We start from the raw sequence: 21,269 nt of genomic DNA, 5'->3' as shown, positions 1-21,269 counted from the left end.
GACTCACGTTAATTTAGGATAGAGTAATACCAAGATATTATCTGCGATCGCCACCAAATTCTGTGCCTGTTCTCTAGATAAAACACGGGCATAGGCAACCACTTCAGCAATTTTAACAATTTTCTCCTGACTGTTCACAAGCACCAATACTCACCCAACTGCTAGAACCATTTTGCCAGTGTTCTTTTTTCCATATTGGTGCGTTGTGTTTCAGGGTATCAATAGCATAGCGACACGCTTCAAACGCCTCACCCCGATGGGGACAACCAATAGCAACTAAAACGCTGATTTCTCCAACTTGTAACCGTCCAATGCGGTGATGAATTACAACTCGATTAATCTCAGGCCAAAACGTGCGAATCTCAGCAGCAATTTGATAAAACACCTGCATAGCCATTGGTTCGTAGGCTTGATATTCTAAAGCAACCACAGGTTGTCCATCAGTATTATTGCGTACCATCCCACTCATCACCACCACAGCACCATTAGCCGACGCATCAGCCTTAGCATAAATTTCCTCTAAAGATAATGGGGCAAAGGTAATCGCAAAACTATCTTCGATTCTCGGCTTGACTGGTGCAGTAAATGTATTGGTCATAGCGAAGTTAATAATAATTCGTATAAGTAAGCATAGCTACTACTTAAGTATATTGCTCTGGGGCAAAATGCTACCTCTTCCCTAGATTGATAAATTTTGGGACATAACAATCTGGTAGCTCTTATTTATCAAAACAACCTCAAAACATTGACTGAAATTCAAGATAATTGATGTAAATTTACTTTAAAATCAAATTTGTTTTGTCATCCTCCTTAAGGAGTATTACTATAATTAAAATGATAAGACCTGCTTGGTCTGTTATTTAGTTTTGCTTATAGTTCTGTTTGGACTTGAGAGCATTCACGACAAAATTTAACATCAATACTTTGACAATTTTTCTTCTTGATTAATATCTTTTGACACCAAGGTCATAATGAAACTTTTTTCACCTATTGAATCATGATGCCAGCGGCAATTATATAAATAATTTGGGTAAAATTTGATGGAAACTTTAATATGTAACTACGAAGTAGCAAGGTTAGAAGCTTTACAGCAGTATCAAATTCTAGATACTCCCCCAGAACAAGCATTTGATGATTTGGTATCATTAGCAGCACAGGTTTGTGACACACCAATAGCCTTAATTAATTTTATTGATGTTAACCGTCAGTGGTTCAAAGCTAAAGTAGGGTTAGATATTCAGCAAATACCTGTCGGTATTGGCTTTTGTCGCTTTTGTCTAGAGAAAAAAGATGTTGTAGTGATTCCTGACACTCTATTAGATGAAAATTTTGCTCAAGAAGTAGTTGTCACATCACCACCTTATGTGAGATTTTACGCTGGTGTGCCTTTATTTGCGCCAGGAGGAGAAGTCATTGGGACTTTGTGTGTAATAGATAACGTACCACGAGAAATTAGTCCCAAACAGGTAGAATCACTACAAGCTATTAGTCGCTTGATAGTTAGACAATTAGATATTCGCCGCAATTTGGGGGAACTTTCTCAGATAAAAACTGAGTACCAGCAAGCACAAGTAGCACTGCAAGAAAGTCAATCTACCCTGCACAGTTTCTTTGATAGTGCGCCGATGATGATGGGTATTGTGGAATTAGGCGAAAATGATATCTTTCATGTTTCTGATAATTTGAGTGCAGCGCAGTTTTTTGGACTTACCCCCAAGATAATGCAAAATCGCTGCGAACAGAAAATTGGCGTAGCACATTCTTATTTGCAACGGTGGCGACATTACTTTGACCAAGCGGAACAAACCCAATTACCTGTGAGGTTTGAAGATGTTTACGATACTCCGCAAGCAAGAAAATGTTTGTCAGCCACTATCTCTGTAATTGCTGGCAGTTCCTCTGGGCGATCGCAATTTGCATATATAGTAGAGGACATTAGCGATCGCCAGCAAGCAGAAACCCAATTACGCTGGAAAGAAACACTGTTACACTCCATGAATAGTGTCTCGCCACTGGCATTTTATGTTGTCGATAAATATACCGATAACATCTTATATTTTAATGATCGCTTCTGTGAAATTTGGGGCATTGTCCACCTCAAAGAACTGATGGAACATCAACAATTGTTCCACCAAGATATTCTTGCTGAAGTCTGCAAATCAATTGTAGATCTGCCGCAATTTATGAATTCTTGCCAAGTATTACAACAAACAGATAACTGTTGTGTTGCTGAAGATGAAATAGCCTTGACTGATGGGCGAACTATCCGGCGATTATCAACACAAATTTGCCAGCAAAATCATCAATATTGCGTCCGTTTATATATTTTTGAAGATATCACAGTTCAGAAACAAACAGAACAAAAATTTCGGGAACAAGCTGCATTATTAGATGTGGCAACAGATGCCATTATTTTACGAGATTTATCAGATAAAATTTTACTTTGGAACCAAAGTGCCGCCAATCTTTACGGGTGGACAACAGCAGAAGCATTGGGTAAAAATGCCAATCAATTATTAAATCATAACGGTTTACCACAATATTTAGAAATTCGTAATCTAGTTTTAGAACATGGGCATTGGCAAGGAGAATTGCAAAAAAATAACCGTTCTGGAAAACAATTAATTGTTGAAAGTCGCTGGACATTGGTACGCGATGAACATAATCAAGCAAAATCAATTTTAGTCGTAGACACTGACATTACCCAGCGAAAACAATTAGAAAATCAATTTTTACGTACCCAACGTATGGACAGCATTGGTACTCTTGCTAGTGGGATTGCTCACGATTTAAATAATGTTTTATCGCCAATTTTAATGGCTGTGCAACTATTAAAAAATAAAAACACAGAGCAAAATCAGCCGCAGATATTATCAATTATTGAAACTAATGTCAAACGTGGGGCAAATTTAGTTAAACAAGTGCTTTCTTTTGTGCGAGGAACCGAAGGCGATCGCACCATCATTCAAGTTAAGCACTTGATCATGGATATCCAGCAAATTATTCAACAAACATTTCCCAAATCCATAGAATTTATTGCAGAAATTCAACCAGATTTATCAACAGTTTGTGGCGATAGCACCCAGCTACATCAAGTTTTGCTGAATTTATGTGTTAATGCGCGTGATGCTATGCCCACCGGGGGAAATTTGCTTATTTCCGCCGAGAATATTTGGCTTGATGCAGATTATGTACAAATACATCTTGATGCTCAAGTTGGTGCATACATTGTCTTAACAGTGAGTGATAGTGGAATTGGCATTAATAGTACTTTATTAGATAGAATATTTGAACCATTTTTTACCACAAAAGAATTTGGTAAAGGTACAGGGCTAGGTTTATCAACAGTCATGGGTATTATTAAAGGACATGGTGGTTTTATTACTGTGTCAAGTTGTATGGGTCAAGGCACAACCTTTAAAGTTTACTTACCAGCAGTGCATACAGATGTAACTGAGATATGGGCAGAAGCAGAAATACCCAAAGGTCAAGGAGAATTGATTTTAGTTGTGGATGACGAGACTGCAATTCAGTCAATTACCGCCTCCGCCTTAGCCAACTATAACTACCAAACAATTTGCGCGAGTGACGGTATGGAAGCGATCGCAGTTTATACTCAGCATCAAAATAAAATTTGTGCGGCAATTATCGATATGATGATGCCTAACATGGATGGAGCCACAACCATTCACCAATTAACCACAATTAATCCTCAAATTCCGATCATAGCCGTCAGTGGACTAGCTACCAGTGAGCAAGTTCCGACTGGTCAAATCGTCTTTTTACCTAAACCCTACAGTACCCCAGAGTTACTGGCAGTTCTGCATAAAATTCTGCATTCACAGTGATAAATCAGTAAACACTAAAGGAGAGAGCAAAAAATTGATGATCAATGACTAATCACCATGACTAATCAAGATTCGGCGCTGATTCTGATTGTCGATGACGACGATATAACGCGAATTCACTTGCGTCAACTTATGGAACATGCAGGATATCGAGTCGTAGAAGCTAGTAATGGTTACGAAGCTATTAGTACCTACACAGATTTACATCCAGATATGGTGCTATTAGATGCTATTATGCCAGTCATGGATGGATTTACTTGTTGCTCTCAGTTGCAAACATTCCCAAATATTCAAGACACACCGATATTAATGATTACAGCTGCTTATGAGCCAGCCGCTGTAGAGCGAGCTTTTGCTGTAGGTGCGATCGACTACATTACTAAACCTATTCAATGGGTAGTACTATCCCACAGAATCCGCCATCTTTTGGCAGCATCTCGCGCCATCAAGCAATTACGGCAGCAAAACCAACAGGCGCAACTTCGAGAAGCCCAAATTAAAATTGCCTTAGAAGCCGCCCGTTTGGGTACTTGGGACTGGGATATCAGCACCAATCAAGTTACTTGGTCAGATAACAAAGAAATGCTATTTGGCTTAAAGCCGGGTAGTCTTGATGATCGGTATGAAACTTTTTTGAACTGTATTCACCCCCAAGACCGTAATTTTGTCAATATCTCGATCATGCAAGCTGTGCAAACAGACACAGAGTATGATGTGGAATTTCGCATTGTTTTACCTGACTTGAGTATTCGCTGGTTAGTTAGCAAAGGTGTAGTTTTTCGGAATGCGGCTGGGGCAGCAGTGCGAATGTCTGGGATAGTTATAGATATTACTAAGCGTAAACAGGCAGAAGCCGAACTGCGGCAAAGTGAAGAGCGATTTCAAATTATTAGCCGTGCAACTAACGATGTGATCTGGGATTGGAATTTGCTCACTAATCAAGTTTGGTGGAATCAAGGTGTACAAACACTGTTTGGTTATTCATTGTCTCAATTGAATGCTGATTTAAGCTGGTGGTACGAACGCATACATCCAGAAGATCAACACAGAATCGAGAGTGATATGTGGGATGCGATGAATCGCGGTCAACAATTCTGGTCGAATGAATACCGCTTTCGTTGTTATGACAATTCCTATGCCGACATTTTAGATCGGGCTTATATCATCTATGACCAGACAGGCAGCCCTGTACGGATGATTGGTGCAATGATGGACATCACAGAACGCAAGCGGGTACAGGCGCAACTACAATGGCAAAACTTGCGATCGCAATTATTTGCTGATATCACCTTAAAAATTCGTCAGTCTCTACAAATTGACGAAATTTTGCAAACCAGCGTCACGGAGGTACAAAAATTACTCCATACAGACCGCGTGTTAATTTTACAACTGCGCTCAAATGGTAAAGTTATCATCCTGAAGGAATCTGTAGTTTCTGGTTTAGCAACAGCAGCAGACCTGAAAATAATTAACCAGACAACTTTTGATCCAATGTGTCTGGCAAAATATGCTCAGGGAACGATTAAGGTTATTAGTAACGTCGACCAGGAGCAAGCTAACATCTCAATAGCTTATCTCCAATTACTGCAACAATGGGGGATCAAAGCCCAGCTCTCTGTGCCAATTTTTCTGCAAAATCAGATCTGGGGCTTGCTGGTAGTCCATCAGTGCGTCCATCCCCGTCAGTGGAACAACTGGGAAATTGAACTTTTACAACAACTCGCAGATCAAATCGGTATTGCATTAGCCCAAAGCCAAATTTTAGAAACAGAAACTCGTCAACGCCAAGAACTGATCCGTTCTAACGAAGAACTGCAACAATTTGCCTTTATCGCCTCTCACGATTTACAAGAACCACTACGGAAAATTAAAACCTTTAGTGAACGGCTGATTAGTATCTTTGGCGACGCTTTACCCGCACCTGCATCCGATTATCTAGAGCGAATGCAGAATGCCGTTGTGAGAATGCAGACTTTAATCGAAGATTTATTAACACTCTCACGGGTGACAACCAGAGCGCAACCTTCTATATCTGTGAATTTAGCGCAAATTACTCAAGAGGTATTGTCTGATTTAGAAGTGTTAATCCAGCAAACAGGCGCAACCATAGAAGTTAGAGATTTACCTACAATTCCTGCTGATCCTCTACAAATGCGCCAATTAATGCAAAATCTGATTGGCAACGCCTTAAAATTTCATCGTCCACAAATGCCACCCATTGTCAAAATCTATAGTCAATATTTCCATAATCAATCAGAGCAAGTTGTGGGCTGGGAACTTTGTCAAATTATCATTGAAGATAATGGGATTGGATTTGAACAAAAATACAGCGATCGCATCTTTCAGATTTTTCAAAGGTTACATGGTCGTCGAGAATACGAAGGTACAGGCATTGGTTTAACTATCTGCCGCAAAATTGTCGAACGGCATTTTGGCAAAATCACTGCTGAAAGTAAACCAGGACAAGGGACAAAATTTTTTGTAACTTTGCCGATGAATTCCCCTAGAGAATTTTTATTCCTAGAGAGGGATTACTAAAACTACTCAAAATAAGGTTTATTGAACAAATACAACCTTTAATTGCCAGCAAATGACAAAAAAAGCCACAAAATTAAACTCTTGAAAGCTAGACATAAAGGCTATTTTACTGCTGAATTCTGCCGTATATCCCCAACTAAATTCAAAATTGCGAATATGAGTTTTTTTCCCAACTTTAATTCATACTAATAACTAGATTGTAGAAGGAGAAATTACAGAGTGAAGGGTCGGCAAGCAACCGTGACTATCTTAATGGCTGATGATGATGATGATGACAGTATGTTAATCCGTGAGGCGATTATCGTCAGTAAATTGCCAATTGATTTACATGCAGTGAGTAATGGTGAAGAATTGATGGATTATCTCTGTCATCGTGGTCAATACGTTGATACCAGTCTGGCACCACGCCCAGGCTTAATTTTACTAGACTTAAATATGCCCAAAAAAAATGGTATTGAGGTACTTAAAGAAATCAAAACTGACCCCGAACTCCGACCGATTCCTATTATTGTCCTCACGACATCCACGGCAGAAGAAAATATTGATCACACTTACAGCTTGGGTGCTAATTCTTACATAGTCAAACCGATGACATTTTCTGCCTTAGTCGAACTTATGAAAACATTAGGGAAATACTGGTTTGAAACTGTGGAATTACCACTAGCAGTAGCTGGAGGAAAAAATGAACAAAAACCCAATCAGAGTTCTGCTAATTGATGATGACGAAGATGATTATATTTTGACTCGTGATTGGTTCGGTGAATTTCAAGCAGATGACTGTGAGTTGTCATGGGTGGATAATTATGCAGATGCAAAGCAGGTGATCGCTGCAAATCAACATGATATATATCTTGTAGACTATCGTTTAGGCATCCACAATGGACTGGAACTTTTACGTGAAGCCGTTGTCAATGGCTGTACTGCACCAATAATTTTGCTCACAGGTCAAGGTGATAGAGAAATTGACATCGAAGCCATGAAAGCCGGCGCAGCCGATTATTTAGAAAAAAGCCAATTAACAGCACCTTTATTAGAGCGTTCCCTTCGTTACGCCATCGAACGTAAACAAACAGAACAAAAAATCCGCGAACAAGCCGCATTACTAGATGTCGCTACCGATGCAATTTTTGTCCGCGATTTAGATGACCAAATTTTATTTTGGAACAAAGCCGCCGAAACTTTATATGAGTGGCGCAAAGACCAAGTAATTGGTAAAAAGACACCATCACTATGGCAAGAAAAAAACTTAGCTCGTTTGCAAGAAGCATTACGGTTATTGATGAAAAACGGCTCTTGGCAAGGAGAATTACACCAAATAACAAGATCCAATAAAAAAATTATTGTCGAAAGTCGTTGGACATTAGTGCGCGATTTTGCACATCAACCCCAAGCAATTTTGGTAGTAAATACTGATATTACTCAAAAACAACAACTAGAAGCACAATTTCTGAGGGCGCAAAGATTAGAAAGTATTGGCACACTAGCCAGTGGTATCGCCCATGACCTCAATAATGTTTTAGCGCCAATTTTAATGACCGCCCAACTTTTAGAATCACAGTTACAAGATGAGCGTTCTCGTAGACTAATACCAATATTAACGGCTAACGCCAAACGTGGGGCAAATTTAGTCAAACAAGTACTGTCTTTTACTCGCGGTATTGAGGGAGAACGCACACTTTTGCAGTTCAAGCACTTAATTCTCGAAATTCAGCAAATTGTCAAAGAAACCTTTCCCAAAACCATAGAAATTACAACTCGACTACCGCAAAACCTCTGGGTGATATCTGGTGATGCAACTCAACTACATCAAGTGCTGATGAATTTGTGCGTTAATGCCCGTGATGCCATGCCTAATGGGGGAATGTTGAAAATTACTGCTGAAAATCTTCTGGTTGATGAAAATTATGCCAATATGCACATTGATGCTAAAGTTGGCCCTTATATTGTTATTTCTGTGATTGACACAGGTCTGGGTATTTCTACAGAAATATTAGATCGCATCTTTGAGCCATTTTTTACGACTAAAGAACTTGGGAAAGGTACGGGACTAGGACTTTCTACAGTCCTGGGAATTGTGAAAAACCACGCTGGTTTTATCAGTGTCTACAGTGAAGAAGGGCAAGGTAGTCAATTTAAAATATATTTACCCGCACAGCAAGTTACAGAAACCCTGGAAGAACTAGAACCTGTATTTCCTAGCGGTAACGGAGAACTAATTTTGATTGTCGATGATGAACCTGCTATTCGGGATATTACCAAAACATCTCTCGAAAGCTACAACTACAAAGCCATCACAGCCAGCGACGGTATTGAGGCTATTGCTTTGTACGCCGAACATCGAGATGAAATTTCTCTAGTATTAACAGATATGGTCATGCCATCTATGGATGGTCTTACTACTATCCGCACATTGCAAAAAATTAACCCAGATGTCAAAATTATTGCCGTCAGTGGGCTGGCTTCTAGTGATAAGGTGAATGCCGCTTATGATATTGGGATTAAAGCTTTTTTGTCTAAACCTTACACAGCTAATCAGTTGTTAGAAGCAATTAGCTTGATTAAAAATCATAACTAAGAGTCAATAGTCAATAGTCAATAGTCAATAGTCATTTGTTCGTTGATTAATCTCCAATTAACTCCACTGCATCTCGTCCATCCAAATCTTGTAAATAAACTTTGACCACTTCTTCTTTAGCTGTGGGTAATTGCTTACCAACAAAGTCTGCTTGAATTGGCAATTCTCGATGACCCCGGTCTACCAACACAGCTAAACGAATGATTTCTGGTCTACCATACTCAGTCACAGCGTTTAAAGCTGCGCGAATTGTTCTCCCTTTGAAAATTACATCATCAACTAAGACAACGGTTTTTCCGGTTAGGTCAAAAGGGATATCGGTTTTGGCAGGAGTCCGCAAGCCAATTTTATCAAGGTCATCTCGATAAAAAGTAATATCTAAGGCTCCTACAGGCACGGTGACACCTTCTAGTATCTCAATTTGACGTGCCAATGATTCTGCTATAGGTACTCCTCTAGTATAAATACCCATAAGTACCAGTTGCGATAAATCACGCGTCCGTTCGACAATTTGCGAGGCTAGGCGGGTTAAGGTACGCCGCAAGTCTTCTGATGAGAGAATTTCAACTACTTTTGCACACATAAGGTATGGTCAAAGGTCAATAGTCAATAGTCAAAGGTCAACTTGAACTATAGACTATTGACCATTGACTTATTATTTCTATCATGACCTGTTTGGGAGACAGAATAATATAGCAATCGCTATTCCTAGCCACAATAAAAAACTATAGCGAGTTAATTGCAATGCCTGATCAATTGTTGTCGGTGTAATGGGGTAAATAGCATCTCCTAGCAATGGTTTTTCTTTAGCTACACCCCGATACCAATTTATCCCTCCCATCTGCACACCCAAAATCGCTGCATAAGCACACTCACTCCAACCAGAGTTGGGACTGGGGTCTAAAATGGCATCTCTGCGACATATCCGCCACACAAACAATGGTTTACCAGATAACAATGCCAAGGTAATTACAGTTAAGCGACAAGGTAGCCAAGTTAAATAATCTTCTAACCGCGCACAAAACCAACCTAAATAAGTGTATGGTGCTTCCTTATAACCCACCATTGAATCTAAAGTGCTGCTGGCTTTATATGCCAAAGCGAGAGGAACTGCACCTAAATTTGGTATACAAGCACCAACAATGGCATAAAAAAGCGGAGCCATCACTCCATCGGTAGCATTTTCGGTGACAGTTTCTAACACAGCACGCAAAATTTCTGCTTCTGATAAGTTTTGGGTATCTCGACCAACATAATTACTTAAAGCCTGACGCGCCGCTGATAAATTGCCGGCAATTAAGGGTTGTAAAACATCGGTTGCGGCTGTTCGCAAACTTCGTAACGCAAAACAGCTGGCGAGGATAATACTTTCTATAACTATTGCCAATATTGGATGTAACCATCCGGCAATTTGAACTGTTAACCAACCTATACAGCCACTACCAATGATTAAAATTATTCCCAGCCAAATTCCGGCAATTCTTTGTGTTATGGAATTTTGACATATCCGCAACCAAAATTTTGTGAGGCGAGAAATGATCCATCCCATCACTTGTACTGGATGAGGCCAACCCCAAGGATCACCTATTAAGAAATCTAAAATTGCGGCGATGATTAATGTCATACAATTTTGGATTTTGGATTTTAGATTTTGGATTGGATAAGGGTTGATTGGTGAGTTTGATCATTGACTAAACCACAAAACTCGCTTCTTCTCCTAACGATGCTTGCCAACTGCGGGCATCATAATAGAGATCTGCCAGTGTAATACTGTATAAAGCTTCTTTAAGTTTTTGATTGAGTCTTTGCCAGAGAGTGTATGTTACCCAATCTTCAGCCTGGATTGGTGTTGGATGACGGTCAGGAATATGGGTAATGGTTTCACCGACGGCTTCTAATATTTGTCCAATGGAGATTTCTCTTGGTTCTCTTGCTAGTTGATAGCCGCCAATGCTACCACGCATTGATTTAACTAACCCCGAACGACGCATTTCGATGAGCAATTTTTCTAAGTAAGGTGCAGGAATATCTTGGCGTTGAGCGATCGCTCTGACAGATACAGGCCCGTAATCTGGCTGTAAGCTTAAATCTAGCAATGCCTTGACACTGTAATGTCCTTTGGTAGTTAGTTTCATTATTTTTTAGTCAAGAGTCCATAGTCAAAAGTCTATAGTTAATCAATCAATAGTCCAAAACCTAGATTTTTGCATCTCCAGTCCGTAGTCGAAACTGTATATTCTCGAAGTAGAGAGTCAAAAATCCGTAGTTCTTAATCCCCATATTCATCGAGCTAATTTGAGATTTGAGATTTGGGATTTGGGATTGCATCTTCGGTACAAGACCCGTCGCCAGGGGACTTAACAAGTTTAAGAATGTCAATTTTAAATACTCAAGTTACATACACTTGTAGATACAGTCAATCTAAAATTGCAAATCTCAAATCCAAAATTGTTTGGCTATTGACTAATGACTTAAAGATCAGGGTTGCCTATCATTTTATGTTCCCAGAAGCAAGCTGACTGAGTAGATAAACTTTTATGCGTTAGTTTAAAAAACTTAAACAAGTATAGTTTAGCAGTTTTTCATTCACTATATATAGTGATCAGCATTGTCGATATCTAAACTATAGATTGTCTTGACATTATTGATAATTGTGCAACAATTCTGGCTAGGATTGTAATATACTTGGCTTGGTTGATATAAAAACTAAAGGATTTTGTTTCTATCAACTCAACCTCAGCTAAAATAAAATCGATTCAACTACTTCAACCATTCATTTTCCATCTAAGTTGATGCCTAAACAGAAAAAAATTGAACCTCTGGTCGGGGAAGAACTGCTCAAAAAAGTCAAAGAGCTAGAGAACCTTAGCAAAGAAGAAAAAGCCAAGCAGTGCGGCTACTATACCGTGACCAAAAATGGTATAGAGCGCGTCAATATGATGAAATTTTTAAATGCCCTCATTGATGCTGAAGGCATTCAGTTAGACAGTGCGCCCAATGCCAATGGACGTGGTGGACGCAGTGCCAGCTATCGTATTAGCGTACAATCCAACGGTAACTTACTGATTGGTTCAGCTTATACAAAACAGATGAATCTCAAACCAGGTGATGAGTTTCTGATCACTTTAGGGAAGAAGCATATTCGCCTGCGTCAAGTAGATCCAGAAGACAAAGAAGGTATTGAGGAAATAGAAGCCTCAGCATAGTAAATAGTCTAAAGTCAAGAGTCAAGAGTCAAGAGTCAAAAGTTGCAGTCGAAATAATGACCAATAACTATTGACCATTGACCAATAACTATTGACCATTGACCGTTGACTTTTGACTAAAAAAATATTGCTGGAGTGTTTTGCGGGTGAAGGCCAAATTGCATGTTAAGGCAATTTGCTCTTTTTCTAATAAACCTAAAATTCGTTCATGGTTGTCTCTAGCTACCACTGGTAACTGATGCAAACCACGTAAAGCCATGCGATCTAAAGCTTCAGATAAAGGTTCATCCCGCCAAGCATAAAGAATTTCAGTGGTGCAGATATCCATGATAGTTTGATTGGATAATTCACTCAAAATTTCTGTTGCAGAATTTTGGTAATTTTTCCAGCGGGCAAGAGAGCGATTAATATCTTCTAAAGAAATAATCCCGACTAATTGCTCGGCTTCATTAATTACTAAAGCACTGCGTGAGCGATCGCGGGTCATTTCCATCGCAGCTTCTAACAATCCTAAAGTTGCAGGCAATTTTTTGGGGCAGGAAAGCACAGCATCTTCTACCAAAATTTCCTGCACAATTTCTGCTTGCTCATCTTTCAAATCAGCCAAACCAAATTGTTGAAGTTTCGAGTTAGAGTTAATATTTGGTTTAATTTGATCAATTAACCACACACTTAAACCCACCGCTGCCATTAAAGGTAAAACAATGCGGTAATCACGAGTTAGTTCAAACAGCATTAAAATCGCCGTTAATGGCGCTCGCACACTAGCCGCCAGTACAGCAGCCATCCCCACCATTGCATAGGCTGGTGGTGCAGCCATATATGCGTCAATTCCCGGAGCGATGAGACACAAAATTTTGGCATAAGCCGAGCCAAAAGAGGCACCCAAAAACATGGCTGGGGCAAATAAACCGCCCACAAAACCACTCCCCGCACTAATAGCAGTCATGAATAACTTGACTACCAGCAAGGACAGCAATAGATTGAGGGAAAACTCCACATCCTGAAGCATGGCTTGGACAGTACCATAACCGATGCCTAAAATCTGCGGAAATTGCAAAGCTACTAGCCCTAAAATTACACCACCAATAATTGGATGAATTGACTTGGGAATACTTTTGAAAAACCCAAAGCCAGGAACCGAGCCAGCAAAGCAAGCTTTGGCTAACCGAATTAATTCTGTATAACTCAGAGAAATCAGACTGGCTCCCAAACCTAAGCCGAGATACAAAGGCAATTCTAGCGGGCTACGGACTTGGTATACAGGTAAGGCAAAGGCTGGTTGCGATCCCAAACCAATTTGGGCAATTAATGCAGCCACAACGGCGGCTAGTAGGACTACACTCACCGCTGAAGTGGCAAAAGATGTTGCCCCCATAACTACTTCTAAAGCAAAAAATACCCCAGCGATCGGTGCATTAAATCCAGCAGCTAATCCGGCAGCTGCACCAGCGCTTAAAAGTAATCGTTGGCGCTCTTGAGAGACTTGGAGAATGAGCGACAACAACATCCCGAAATTAGCACCAATTTCCACACTCGGCCCCTCCGATCCCAAAGAAGCGCCACTTCCCAAAGAAACAGATGCAGCAATCATCTTGGTGACAGGCCGTAAAGGTCGCTTGATTGCTGTTCCTTGGGAGGCTGCAATTAAAGATGACAAACTAGGGCCAAAATCTTGAGTGCGCCAGCGCATTAATCCGACAATTAATCCGCCCATAATGGGAACACAGGCTAAAGTCCAGCCTCCCCAAGCACCAATCACACTCATCAGATCTTCTAGCATCAGATGGTGAATTAGCTCAATTAAATAGTGAAACGTCACTACACCCATGCCAGTACCACCACCAATCAGTATGGCTAAAAACAGCACTACTGTTTCCGGTGTGGGTTGAAAACGGTTAATTAGATGTGTTAAGCGGTTAGAAGGTTTAGGAAATGCAGGTTGTTCCATTACCTTCCTTAAGTTGGTGGGAGGCAAGAGAGTCATTGAACGTTGGGGTAAATGTAAGAAAAAAACTTAAATCATTTATCTGTTACTTCTCATTGTGAGCCATTCTTGATCAACCAGACAAGTGAGTTAGATTTACTGGATTTATAAAGCTTTGATTAAAAAAATTTGTTGGGTGAAAATTTTCTGTGAGAACAAGTATATGAAAGAAAATTAATATTTAACGGTCGGCGATCGCTGGTATGGTACAAATTAGGAGTTTCGGAATTTTTTATAGATAAAATACAGTATCGATAAATTGAGTAGATGTACTATATGGGAGCAACCAACAGCAGTCATCTTCACTTAAATCTAGCTATACTCGTGTTGCGACCCTTGAGTTATTCCTGGTAGAACACTGGACGGATGATTGACTATGCCAATTTTAGATTTTAGATTGCTGATTTTAGATTTTTTTGGTTCACACTTCATCCCTAGTGGGCAGAACGAATCAAAAATCCAAAATTTAAAATCCTCTAGCCCTGTACTCTCATGGTTAGAGTCAATCTAAAACCCCAACATCCAAAATCCAAAATTGCTAGGCTAAGATTGTCATCCCCAACTAGCAAGCCTACTAAGCATTACTCAGAAATTCAATATAACTATTTTTATAGAGCGAGTAGATGGACTAGGCGGACAAGGTAAATGAATACACCCATCTTTGATAATCATTATGTTACTTGCCCAATTTGCCAAAGAAATGCTAGACCCAAACCAATCAAGACTTACATAGGTTTGTTTACCTGTCCGTATTGCCAGGAAAGATTAGTAGTCTGTCGTAGCGGTCATTATGTCCGTGATCCGTTTACTTTTAAGCAAATGATTCTGGCTTCGGCATTACGCCGCCAAAGCAGTCCTTTTGCCAGAATTATTCGGGATTTTTTACCGCTTAAACGCCCTTTAGTTGCCCTAGCACTTGGCGGTGCAGTTTTATTAAGTGCGATCGCCATGACTCAGCAACACACAAACCATGATGAGTCAGTGCTACCGAAAAACGAAAAACTCCAAGAAAGGAATCTGGATTAAGAATGTTGATTAGGTACTGGGTACAAGAAAATTTGATAGAGTGACGGCAACATTTTTGCTCATAGTCTAGTCCGAAATCATTCATGAACAACACGATACCCGACTGTTTTGAGCAGTCGGGTATCTATGTTTATCAATTTTCAAAAATCTATGTAGGGGTATAAGTTCCGTTTTTCCGCAAGTTACGGACGTTAGCTTTTTAGGGAGCCATTGCTTAGCAACCTAGGCATCGCCTACTACTCTCGTTCAAAAATCAAATATGATTTGTATATAGTTATTGACTTCACCCATCATATCTATTCGGGTCTTTTTTCTCCTTTTTTTTCTGAGGATCTTTTTTTTGTTTTTTGACTTCTCTATTACCTTTTTTTTCTTTTGACATAATTAATTTCCTATGGAGTGTTAGCTCAAGTAACAGTTGAAACCATTAACTACTGAAGACTAGCGATGAGGTAGTCAAAGTAACCACTGACTTCTTGAGAATCTTCTGATGACATCATTGAGATAGTGGCATTCTTCATTCCGCGAATACCTTCCACCACCCCTTCAATTGGAGTACCCAGAGACCGATACATTTCACGAGCGCCTATCACCCCAATCTCTTGGATAGGTGTGCTATCACCAGCGACGATACTGTAAGTGATCAAACGCAAGTAATAATCCATATCACGCAAGCAAGTAGCAGTCATTTCCTGACCGTAAGCATTCCCACCAGGTGAAACAATATCTGGACGCTTTTGAAACAGCTGATTTCCCGCTTGCTTAACTATGCGATCGCGATTTTCCGTTAAACTTTGAACCAACCGCAGACGGCGTTCACCACTCTTGACAAAGCTTTTAATCGGCTCTAGTTCTCCGGGGTTAAGATAGCGAGCGTCCGCATCTGCATTAAGAATTGATTTGACGATCAGGCTCATTATTAACGACTCCTTAAAAAATGAAATTATGTTCGTTACAATTACTAGTCAGCCTAGAAATAGCTACTAGTTAAAAGTTTTATTTATTTTGCATCAAAACTTATAAGCTGAGAGTTGTCAGCAAAAAAGTAATTATTTGGTGCTGATGAAAGTCCGTCCAAGCAATTACCAAATATTTAGAGTAACTGATATATCACCAAGGACTTTTCAAACAACCTCTTAACAAAGCTTATGTTCGCTGCTTTTAAATTTACTCAATATTGATTGGCATTACCTAGATAGATGTTGGTTGCTGAAATTTCGGTTTGTCAGTTTTCAATCTCAAAAACTGATGCCTGAAAATTAGCTGTAATTATTTTGAATTTCTCAAAGACTCCAACTTTTTATGACTTCTCTGGTCTCAAAACTTGGTTGTAATCCTCGTAATGTGATTTTTACTTGTTATTACTAATATATGTAGGTTATTTTTAACCTTACCTGTTTAGTATAGCAGTTATATTTTACTTTTTTTACAGATTAGATTTTTTGGCATTAATTAAGGAGAAAAGTAAAAAATAAAATTAGATTTTTCTGTATAAAATACATCCAGTAATCATGCAGCTTTCAATTTAATTTATGAGATAAATCTGTAGCAAGAAATACTATTTTTGAGAAAGTAGGCTATAGTAATGAATAGATTCCACAAACTAGGTAAAAACCTTGGCTGACATAATTGATACTGCCGTTAAGGCTGGTTCTTTCAATACCCTAGTTGCTGCAATCAAAGCTGCTAATCTGGTAGATACTCTCAAAGGTGCTGGCCCATTTACTGTTTTTGCACCTACTGATGAAGCATTTGCTAAACTACCAGAAGGCACAGTAGATAAATTACTTCAAGACATTCCAAAACTTACGAAAATTCTGACTTACCATGTCGTTTCCGGCAAGGTGCTTTCGGGTGAAGTGGTTAAGCTAAAGTCAGCTACCACAATTGAAGGTTCTGATGTGAAAATTGATGCTTCTCATGGTGTCAAAGTAAATGATGCAACTGTTGCCACAGCAGATGTTGCTGCTGATAATGGTGTGATTCACATTATTGATACTGTATTGATTCCTGCCTAAGTAAATGCTTAGATAGTAATGATGAATATGTGGGGCAGTGACTATTTATTTATGGTCATTGCTCCACATAATTTTAGATGTATTTTAGGCAAAAATTTTCTACATCATTACATTTTTAGTGAGGGTAAGGAATTGAATATTAGGGATTATGAAGCAGCAGAGAATGAAAATTTATCTATCCTCAAAAGTAATTTTTGCTCTTTTTATAAACGAGGCGTTTCTTTTGTAACGAGTTTCCAACCTTCAGCTTGATCAATAATCTTCATTGATTCTAGCTGGAGGTTGCGAAGAGCATCTGCATTGAGTAAAAAGTATGGTTTACTGTCGTAGTGCCAATAATATTGTAGTTCGTCCACCTTAGCAGGAATAATAGTGCGATCGCTATAAAAATCTAAGGAAGAACGATGCTGGGGAAAAGACGTATAAATCTTTTTCACGGCGGGATTAACACGGGATATCATCGTCGCTACAGGTTTGACTGGATAAGCTTCGGATAATTCCCAAGCCCAATAATTAGATTTCACTAATAAAAATAGTGAAATATAACTTCCCCAAAATAAAATCTTCAAAAATTGGTTGTCGCCGCGTTCTGCTAAAATTGCTGCCAAAATCATAGTTATACCAACTGCGGCAAAAATGAGTTGCAAATCAGTTTTTGGCGGTATACCCCAACTGAAATACATACTACTAGCAGAAGCAATCACAGCAAGAACAGATAAACCACCTACCCAACTACGGGGATAAGATGATAGTAAAGGTAAGTTTTCTGTCTCGGCTAACAGCGCCCCAAAAGCCAAAGCTAAACCAGGGTAAATGGGGAAGATATACCAAGGTAGTTTGGCATCTATGAGGGAAATACTTAACAAGTAAACTCCACACCATACCTGAATTAATTTAGCCCAACTCAGGTTACGATTTTCCCAGATGTAACCCACAGTTTGTGGTAAAAACAGTAACCAAGGCCATGTCCACTTCAAAAGCTCAAGAATGTAATACCAAGGTGCTTGGTAACTTTTGATGACAAATGTCTCAACTTGGTTGCGAGATTGATTCTGTAAGCCAACTTCTACAAAAGCATAACCATAATGCCAGAGTTGGGCAACATACCAACCCACAGCAGGCAAAATACCGATGCAGATACCTGTCCAGAAATAATAACTGGTAAGCAATCTGGGGGTATCCCAAAACAAAAATATCACGGCGATCGCACCGAGAAAAATGCCTAAAAAACCTTGAGTTAGGCAAATCAAGCCGAAACTTACACCTACTCCCAAGCAATAACGCAAATCACGCCGCGATCGCAATACGCACAGCATCATCACTAGCAAAAAACAGGCTACCACCCCATCTATCATTGCTAATCTGCCATAACGCACCACAGGCAGCATTGTCAAATAAATTAAAGCACTATAAATAGCCGCCCAACGTTGGCGAAATATTTCTCGACCAATGCAGTAAAGCAAAGGTATAGACAGTGCTGTTAACATTGCGCTGGGTAAACGTGTTGTCCACTCATTTACACCAACAACAGAGTACACCCCAGCAATTAACCAATGGGTCAGCGGTGGCTTGTTATAGTAAGGTTCGCCACCTAAAGTGGGATAAAGCCAACGCATGGAACCTGCGGGCGCACTCCAAATTTCGCGGGAAACTTGGGCGACAGTCCCTTCATCCCAATCTCGCAGTGGTAAGCCTCCCAAATTGATGCTAAACAGTAGCACCGCCGCCACCAGCAATACCAATATCCAGGCTCGATCAATCCATTTTTCCAGCGCACGATGCTGCTTTTCTCGATGACCCCAAATAAAGCTTCCTTGTTGCATATTCTACGATCATCATTTTACTTGCTAGTTTGACTGCATAGAGAGCAAAGTGCATCTCTAAATGTTGCACCCTATTACAACATTTGTCTTGACAATTACTAGATTCCCAGGTTAACTCAATTTTCTCTGATTAGCGATAATTTTTTTGACCAAGCATACTATTTTTTTCACTTTATTTAACACTCATTGGTTGATAAAAATGATACAACTGTTACCAAACAGGTGTGCAAATTACTCGTTAGGAAACATCAATGAATCTACCTTTTATACTAGATATAACAATTGGATTAATATTTATTTACTTAATATTAAGTTTATTAGCTTCAGAAATACAGGAATTAATTACAACAATCTTGCAATGGCGGGCTGTTCACTTAAAAAAATCCATCGAAATTCTCATAGCAGGAGATGTCAGTAAATCAGACGATGATAATGTACTTCAATTAGTCAATGACTTATATAATCATCCCTTACTGCAAAGCGTCAATCAAGAAGCCAAAGGATTTTTAACTGTATTACCTCGAAAGTTTATTTGGTTATTATCTTCTCTGCTAAATAAATTTACCCCACCCGGAGAAAAAAGAACAAAAAGTATTTTTGGCTATATTAGAAATGGTAAAGAGGATGTGAGAAAGCAAAAGCACAGTGCGCCTTCTTATATACCTGCTGATACTTTTGCTACAACTCTGATGGATACATTAGGATTGCCAAAGTTAGTCCAAAAATTAACAGAATCAAGATTGATAAATTTTACACATCAGCAATTAGATGAAATTCAAACTATCCTATCAAGATTATCAGCAAAAATAGATAATACTGATGATCATGTCAGACAGTTTTTAGAAAACACTCATGATGAGTTCAATAACACTGTAGAAGCTAGTTTCAAACTGATTATTGTCGATTTTCAGAAAGATAAAATAGATTTATTAACTAGTCTTAATCGTATGGCTAAGAGTTTTGATAAATATATCGGCTGTTTTGCAGCCGATATGCCTGATCATGAATTAATTAGTAATACTCTCCAGCGATTAAAAGTTTTAAGAGCCGATATTTTTGATGATATTGAACAGACAATCTGTTTAAAAGGCTTGCGTCCGAATATTAACGAAGTTGTGCAATTAATTAGTGTTGGTAGTGACATTCAGCAAGAGTTTATCAATGAGTTTCAAGATAAAGACAGCGAAGCATACCAGACATTTCAATACATCAGCCAAAGATTAGAACAGTTCAGTCAAAAACTACCGCCGTCTGTTGTAGGTAACATGGCGACATTAGCAAGACGCGCTCAACTCAAAGCCAAGTCAACGGAGGACGGCGTTAATATATTACGTCGAGAAATTGAGCAAACCTTCAATAATTCAATGGAACGAGCCTCTGGTGTTTACAAGCGTAATGCTAAAGGTGTGGCGCTGTTAATTGGTTTTGCGATCGCAATTCTCGCTAATGCAGATACATTTCACATAGTCAGTAGATTATCGAAAGACACAGCTATCCGCACAGCCATTGTGAATAATGCAGGACAAATTGTAGAAGTTAATACATCGCAAGATTTACAATCACTCAAAAAAGCTACCGACGAAGTTTTGACAGATATCTCTCTACCAATTGGCTGGAACCCAGTTAACCTAGACCAGCAACTGCCAAAAGCAACTAATAGTGGCAAATCTAGCATATCTTCTATCACAAACTACTTAACAATGGTTGCTGGTTGGTTCATCAGTGGAATTGCGATTTCGATGGGTGCGCCTTTTTGGTTCGACTTACTCAGTAAGGTGGTCAATGTACGTAATTCCGGTAAAAAACCCCCAGAGACTACTTCTAAACCGACTACTGAAGGAGAAAACACCTATTAGCACAGAATTGAAAAACATCAAACTTTAAAGCATCGATTCACTCATCAAAAACCTACACCTGTCAGGTAGCTCAACTCCCCTCTCCGCGTCGGAGCGAAAAGTTTGCGCGTCCGGGTTTCCCGGCGCAAAACTTTTCAAGACAGAGGGGTTGGGGGAGAGGTTCTTCCAGGATTACTAAATTGGTGTTCTAGCAGTCAGATGTGAAAAATCTGGGGGGAACAACCGTACCCTGCGGTAATGCTAAGAGCGAACGCCCATTCCTTTGGGGAACTATAGTGCAGAAAGTATTTAAAAAACATAAATTCCACTTATTTTAGTGAGAATTGGACAGATTTAATACCAAAAATTTTGGTAATTTTAGTCTAGCCGAAGTAAATCTGGTCTTTTCGCTA

Annotated in this window: 16 protein-coding genes; 8 read left to right on the top strand and 8 right to left on the bottom strand. The window is 39.4% G+C overall.

Annotated elements, in window-relative coordinates:
- Positions 1-3: 3 nt before the first annotated feature.
- Both AC504W_RS10760 and AC504W_RS10755 read right to left on the bottom strand, forming a co-directional pair.
- Positions 4-138 carry a hypothetical protein gene (locus tag AC504W_RS10760; protein ID WP_494877718.1) on the bottom strand — a complete coding sequence of 45 codons (135 nt, stop codon included), beginning with the start codon at positions 136-138 and terminating at the stop codon, positions 4-6.
- Positions 113-598, bottom strand: a complete 486-nt coding sequence (locus AC504W_RS10755; RefSeq protein ID WP_494877717.1) for a molybdenum cofactor biosynthesis protein MoaE — start codon at positions 596-598, stop codon at positions 113-115. Before AC504W_RS10755 ends, AC504W_RS10760 begins: the two co-directional genes overlap by 26 nt.
- Before the next feature lie 442 nt (positions 599-1,040).
- Between AC504W_RS10755 and AC504W_RS10750 the strand changes: the two genes are divergently transcribed.
- From AC504W_RS10750 to AC504W_RS10735, 4 genes are all read left to right on the top strand, one after another.
- Positions 1,041-3,848 carry a hybrid sensor histidine kinase/response regulator gene (locus tag AC504W_RS10750; RefSeq protein ID WP_494877716.1) on the top strand — a complete coding sequence of 936 codons (2,808 nt, stop codon included), beginning with the start codon at positions 1,041-1,043 and terminating at the stop codon, positions 3,846-3,848.
- Between the two features lie 57 nt (positions 3,849-3,905).
- Positions 3,906-6,386, top strand: coding sequence for a PAS domain-containing protein (locus tag AC504W_RS10745; protein ID WP_494877715.1), 2,481 nt, complete (start codon positions 3,906-3,908; stop codon positions 6,384-6,386).
- Between the two features lie 219 nt (positions 6,387-6,605).
- A complete protein-coding gene (locus AC504W_RS10740; protein ID WP_494877714.1) occupies positions 6,606-7,103 on the top strand; it encodes a response regulator in 498 nt (165 codons plus the stop codon).
- On the top strand, positions 7,069-8,961 hold the full coding sequence (locus AC504W_RS10735; RefSeq protein ID WP_494877713.1) for a hybrid sensor histidine kinase/response regulator: 1,893 nt from the start codon (positions 7,069-7,071) through the stop codon (positions 8,959-8,961). The genes AC504W_RS10740 and AC504W_RS10735 overlap by 35 nt, the downstream gene beginning before the upstream one ends.
- Positions 8,962-9,007: 46 nt before the next feature.
- On the opposite strand, the gene pyrR is transcribed toward AC504W_RS10735, so the two are convergent.
- From pyrR to AC504W_RS10720, 3 genes are all read right to left on the bottom strand, one after another.
- Positions 9,008-9,544 (bottom strand): bifunctional pyr operon transcriptional regulator/uracil phosphoribosyltransferase PyrR, encoded by a 537-nt coding sequence (gene pyrR, locus AC504W_RS10730; RefSeq protein WP_103124256.1) that lies wholly within the window; start codon positions 9,542-9,544, stop codon positions 9,008-9,010.
- Positions 9,545-9,625: 81 nt separating this feature from the next.
- Positions 9,626-10,585 carry an adenosylcobinamide-phosphate synthase CbiB gene (cbiB, locus tag AC504W_RS10725; RefSeq protein ID WP_494877712.1) on the bottom strand — a complete coding sequence of 320 codons (960 nt, stop codon included), beginning with the start codon at positions 10,583-10,585 and terminating at the stop codon, positions 9,626-9,628.
- Between the two features lie 67 nt (positions 10,586-10,652).
- The gene (locus tag AC504W_RS10720) at positions 10,653-11,096 is read right to left on the bottom strand and encodes an Rrf2 family transcriptional regulator (RefSeq protein WP_015113665.1); all 444 of its coding nucleotides are present in this window, start codon (positions 11,094-11,096) and stop codon (positions 10,653-10,655) included.
- Between the two features lie 657 nt (positions 11,097-11,753).
- Here AC504W_RS10720 and AC504W_RS10715 point away from each other — a divergent pair.
- A complete protein-coding gene (locus tag AC504W_RS10715) occupies positions 11,754-12,167 on the top strand; it encodes an AbrB family transcriptional regulator (protein ID WP_096575919.1) in 414 nt (137 codons plus the stop codon).
- Between the two features lie 88 nt (positions 12,168-12,255).
- Here AC504W_RS10715 and AC504W_RS10710 read toward each other — a convergent pair whose 3' ends face one another.
- A complete protein-coding gene (locus AC504W_RS10710; RefSeq protein WP_494879615.1) occupies positions 12,256-14,154 on the bottom strand; it encodes a chloride channel protein in 1,899 nt (632 codons plus the stop codon).
- Between the two features lie 645 nt (positions 14,155-14,799).
- Here AC504W_RS10710 and AC504W_RS10705 point away from each other — a divergent pair.
- Positions 14,800-15,180, top strand: a complete 381-nt coding sequence (locus AC504W_RS10705) for a hypothetical protein (protein ID WP_494877710.1) — start codon at positions 14,800-14,802, stop codon at positions 15,178-15,180.
- A gap of 431 nt (positions 15,181-15,611) precedes the next feature.
- On the opposite strand, the gene apcA is transcribed toward AC504W_RS10705, so the two are convergent.
- On the bottom strand, positions 15,612-16,097 hold the full coding sequence (gene apcA, locus AC504W_RS10700) for an allophycocyanin subunit alpha (protein ID WP_494877709.1): 486 nt from the start codon (positions 16,095-16,097) through the stop codon (positions 15,612-15,614).
- 699 nt (positions 16,098-16,796) lie between these two features.
- Here apcA and AC504W_RS10695 point away from each other — a divergent pair.
- The gene (locus tag AC504W_RS10695; RefSeq protein ID WP_103124259.1) at positions 16,797-17,198 is read left to right on the top strand and encodes a fasciclin domain-containing protein; all 402 of its coding nucleotides are present in this window, start codon (positions 16,797-16,799) and stop codon (positions 17,196-17,198) included.
- Between the two features lie 203 nt (positions 17,199-17,401).
- Here the strand turns inward: AC504W_RS10695 and AC504W_RS10690 are convergent, their stop codons facing one another.
- Positions 17,402-19,021: an ArnT family glycosyltransferase gene (locus AC504W_RS10690; RefSeq protein WP_494877708.1), complete on the bottom strand. Its 1,620-nt coding sequence runs from the start codon at positions 19,019-19,021 to the stop codon at positions 17,402-17,404.
- 251 nt (positions 19,022-19,272) lie between these two features.
- On the opposite strand from AC504W_RS10690, the gene AC504W_RS10685 reads away from it, so the two are divergent.
- Positions 19,273-20,877 carry a hypothetical protein gene (locus tag AC504W_RS10685; protein ID WP_494877707.1) on the top strand — a complete coding sequence of 535 codons (1,605 nt, stop codon included), beginning with the start codon at positions 19,273-19,275 and terminating at the stop codon, positions 20,875-20,877.
- Positions 20,878-21,269 lie beyond the last annotated feature (392 nt).

The organism is Nostoc sp. C96 (genome assembly GCF_059384975.1).
This window is presented reverse-complemented; position numbering and strand designations above follow the sequence as displayed.

Coding starts and splice junctions, on each gene's coding strand:
- AC504W_RS10755 (WP_494877717.1), bottom strand. CDS start 598: ATGACCAATACATTTACTGCACCAGTCAAGCCGAGAATCGAAGATAGT.
- AC504W_RS10750 (WP_494877716.1), top strand. CDS start 1,041: ATGGAAACTTTAATATGTAACTACGAAGTAGCAAGGTTAGAAGCTTTA.
- AC504W_RS10745 (WP_494877715.1), top strand. CDS start 3,906: ATGACTAATCAAGATTCGGCGCTGATTCTGATTGTCGATGACGACGAT.
- AC504W_RS10735 (WP_494877713.1), top strand. CDS start 7,069: ATGAACAAAAACCCAATCAGAGTTCTGCTAATTGATGATGACGAAGAT.
- pyrR (WP_103124256.1), bottom strand. CDS start 9,544: ATGTGTGCAAAAGTAGTTGAAATTCTCTCATCAGAAGACTTGCGGCGT.
- cbiB (WP_494877712.1), bottom strand. CDS start 10,585: ATGACATTAATCATCGCCGCAATTTTAGATTTCTTAATAGGTGATCCT.
- AC504W_RS10720 (WP_015113665.1), bottom strand. CDS start 11,096: ATGAAACTAACTACCAAAGGACATTACAGTGTCAAGGCATTGCTAGAT.
- AC504W_RS10715 (WP_096575919.1), top strand. CDS start 11,754: ATGCCTAAACAGAAAAAAATTGAACCTCTGGTCGGGGAAGAACTGCTC.
- AC504W_RS10710 (WP_494879615.1), bottom strand. CDS start 14,154: ATGACTCTCTTGCCTCCCACCAACTTAAGGAAGGTAATGGAACAACCT.
- AC504W_RS10705 (WP_494877710.1), top strand. CDS start 14,800: ATGAATACACCCATCTTTGATAATCATTATGTTACTTGCCCAATTTGC.
- apcA (WP_494877709.1), bottom strand. CDS start 16,097: ATGAGCCTGATCGTCAAATCAATTCTTAATGCAGATGCGGACGCTCGC.
- AC504W_RS10690 (WP_494877708.1), bottom strand. CDS start 19,021: ATGCAACAAGGAAGCTTTATTTGGGGTCATCGAGAAAAGCAGCATCGT.
- AC504W_RS10685 (WP_494877707.1), top strand. CDS start 19,273: ATGAATCTACCTTTTATACTAGATATAACAATTGGATTAATATTTATT.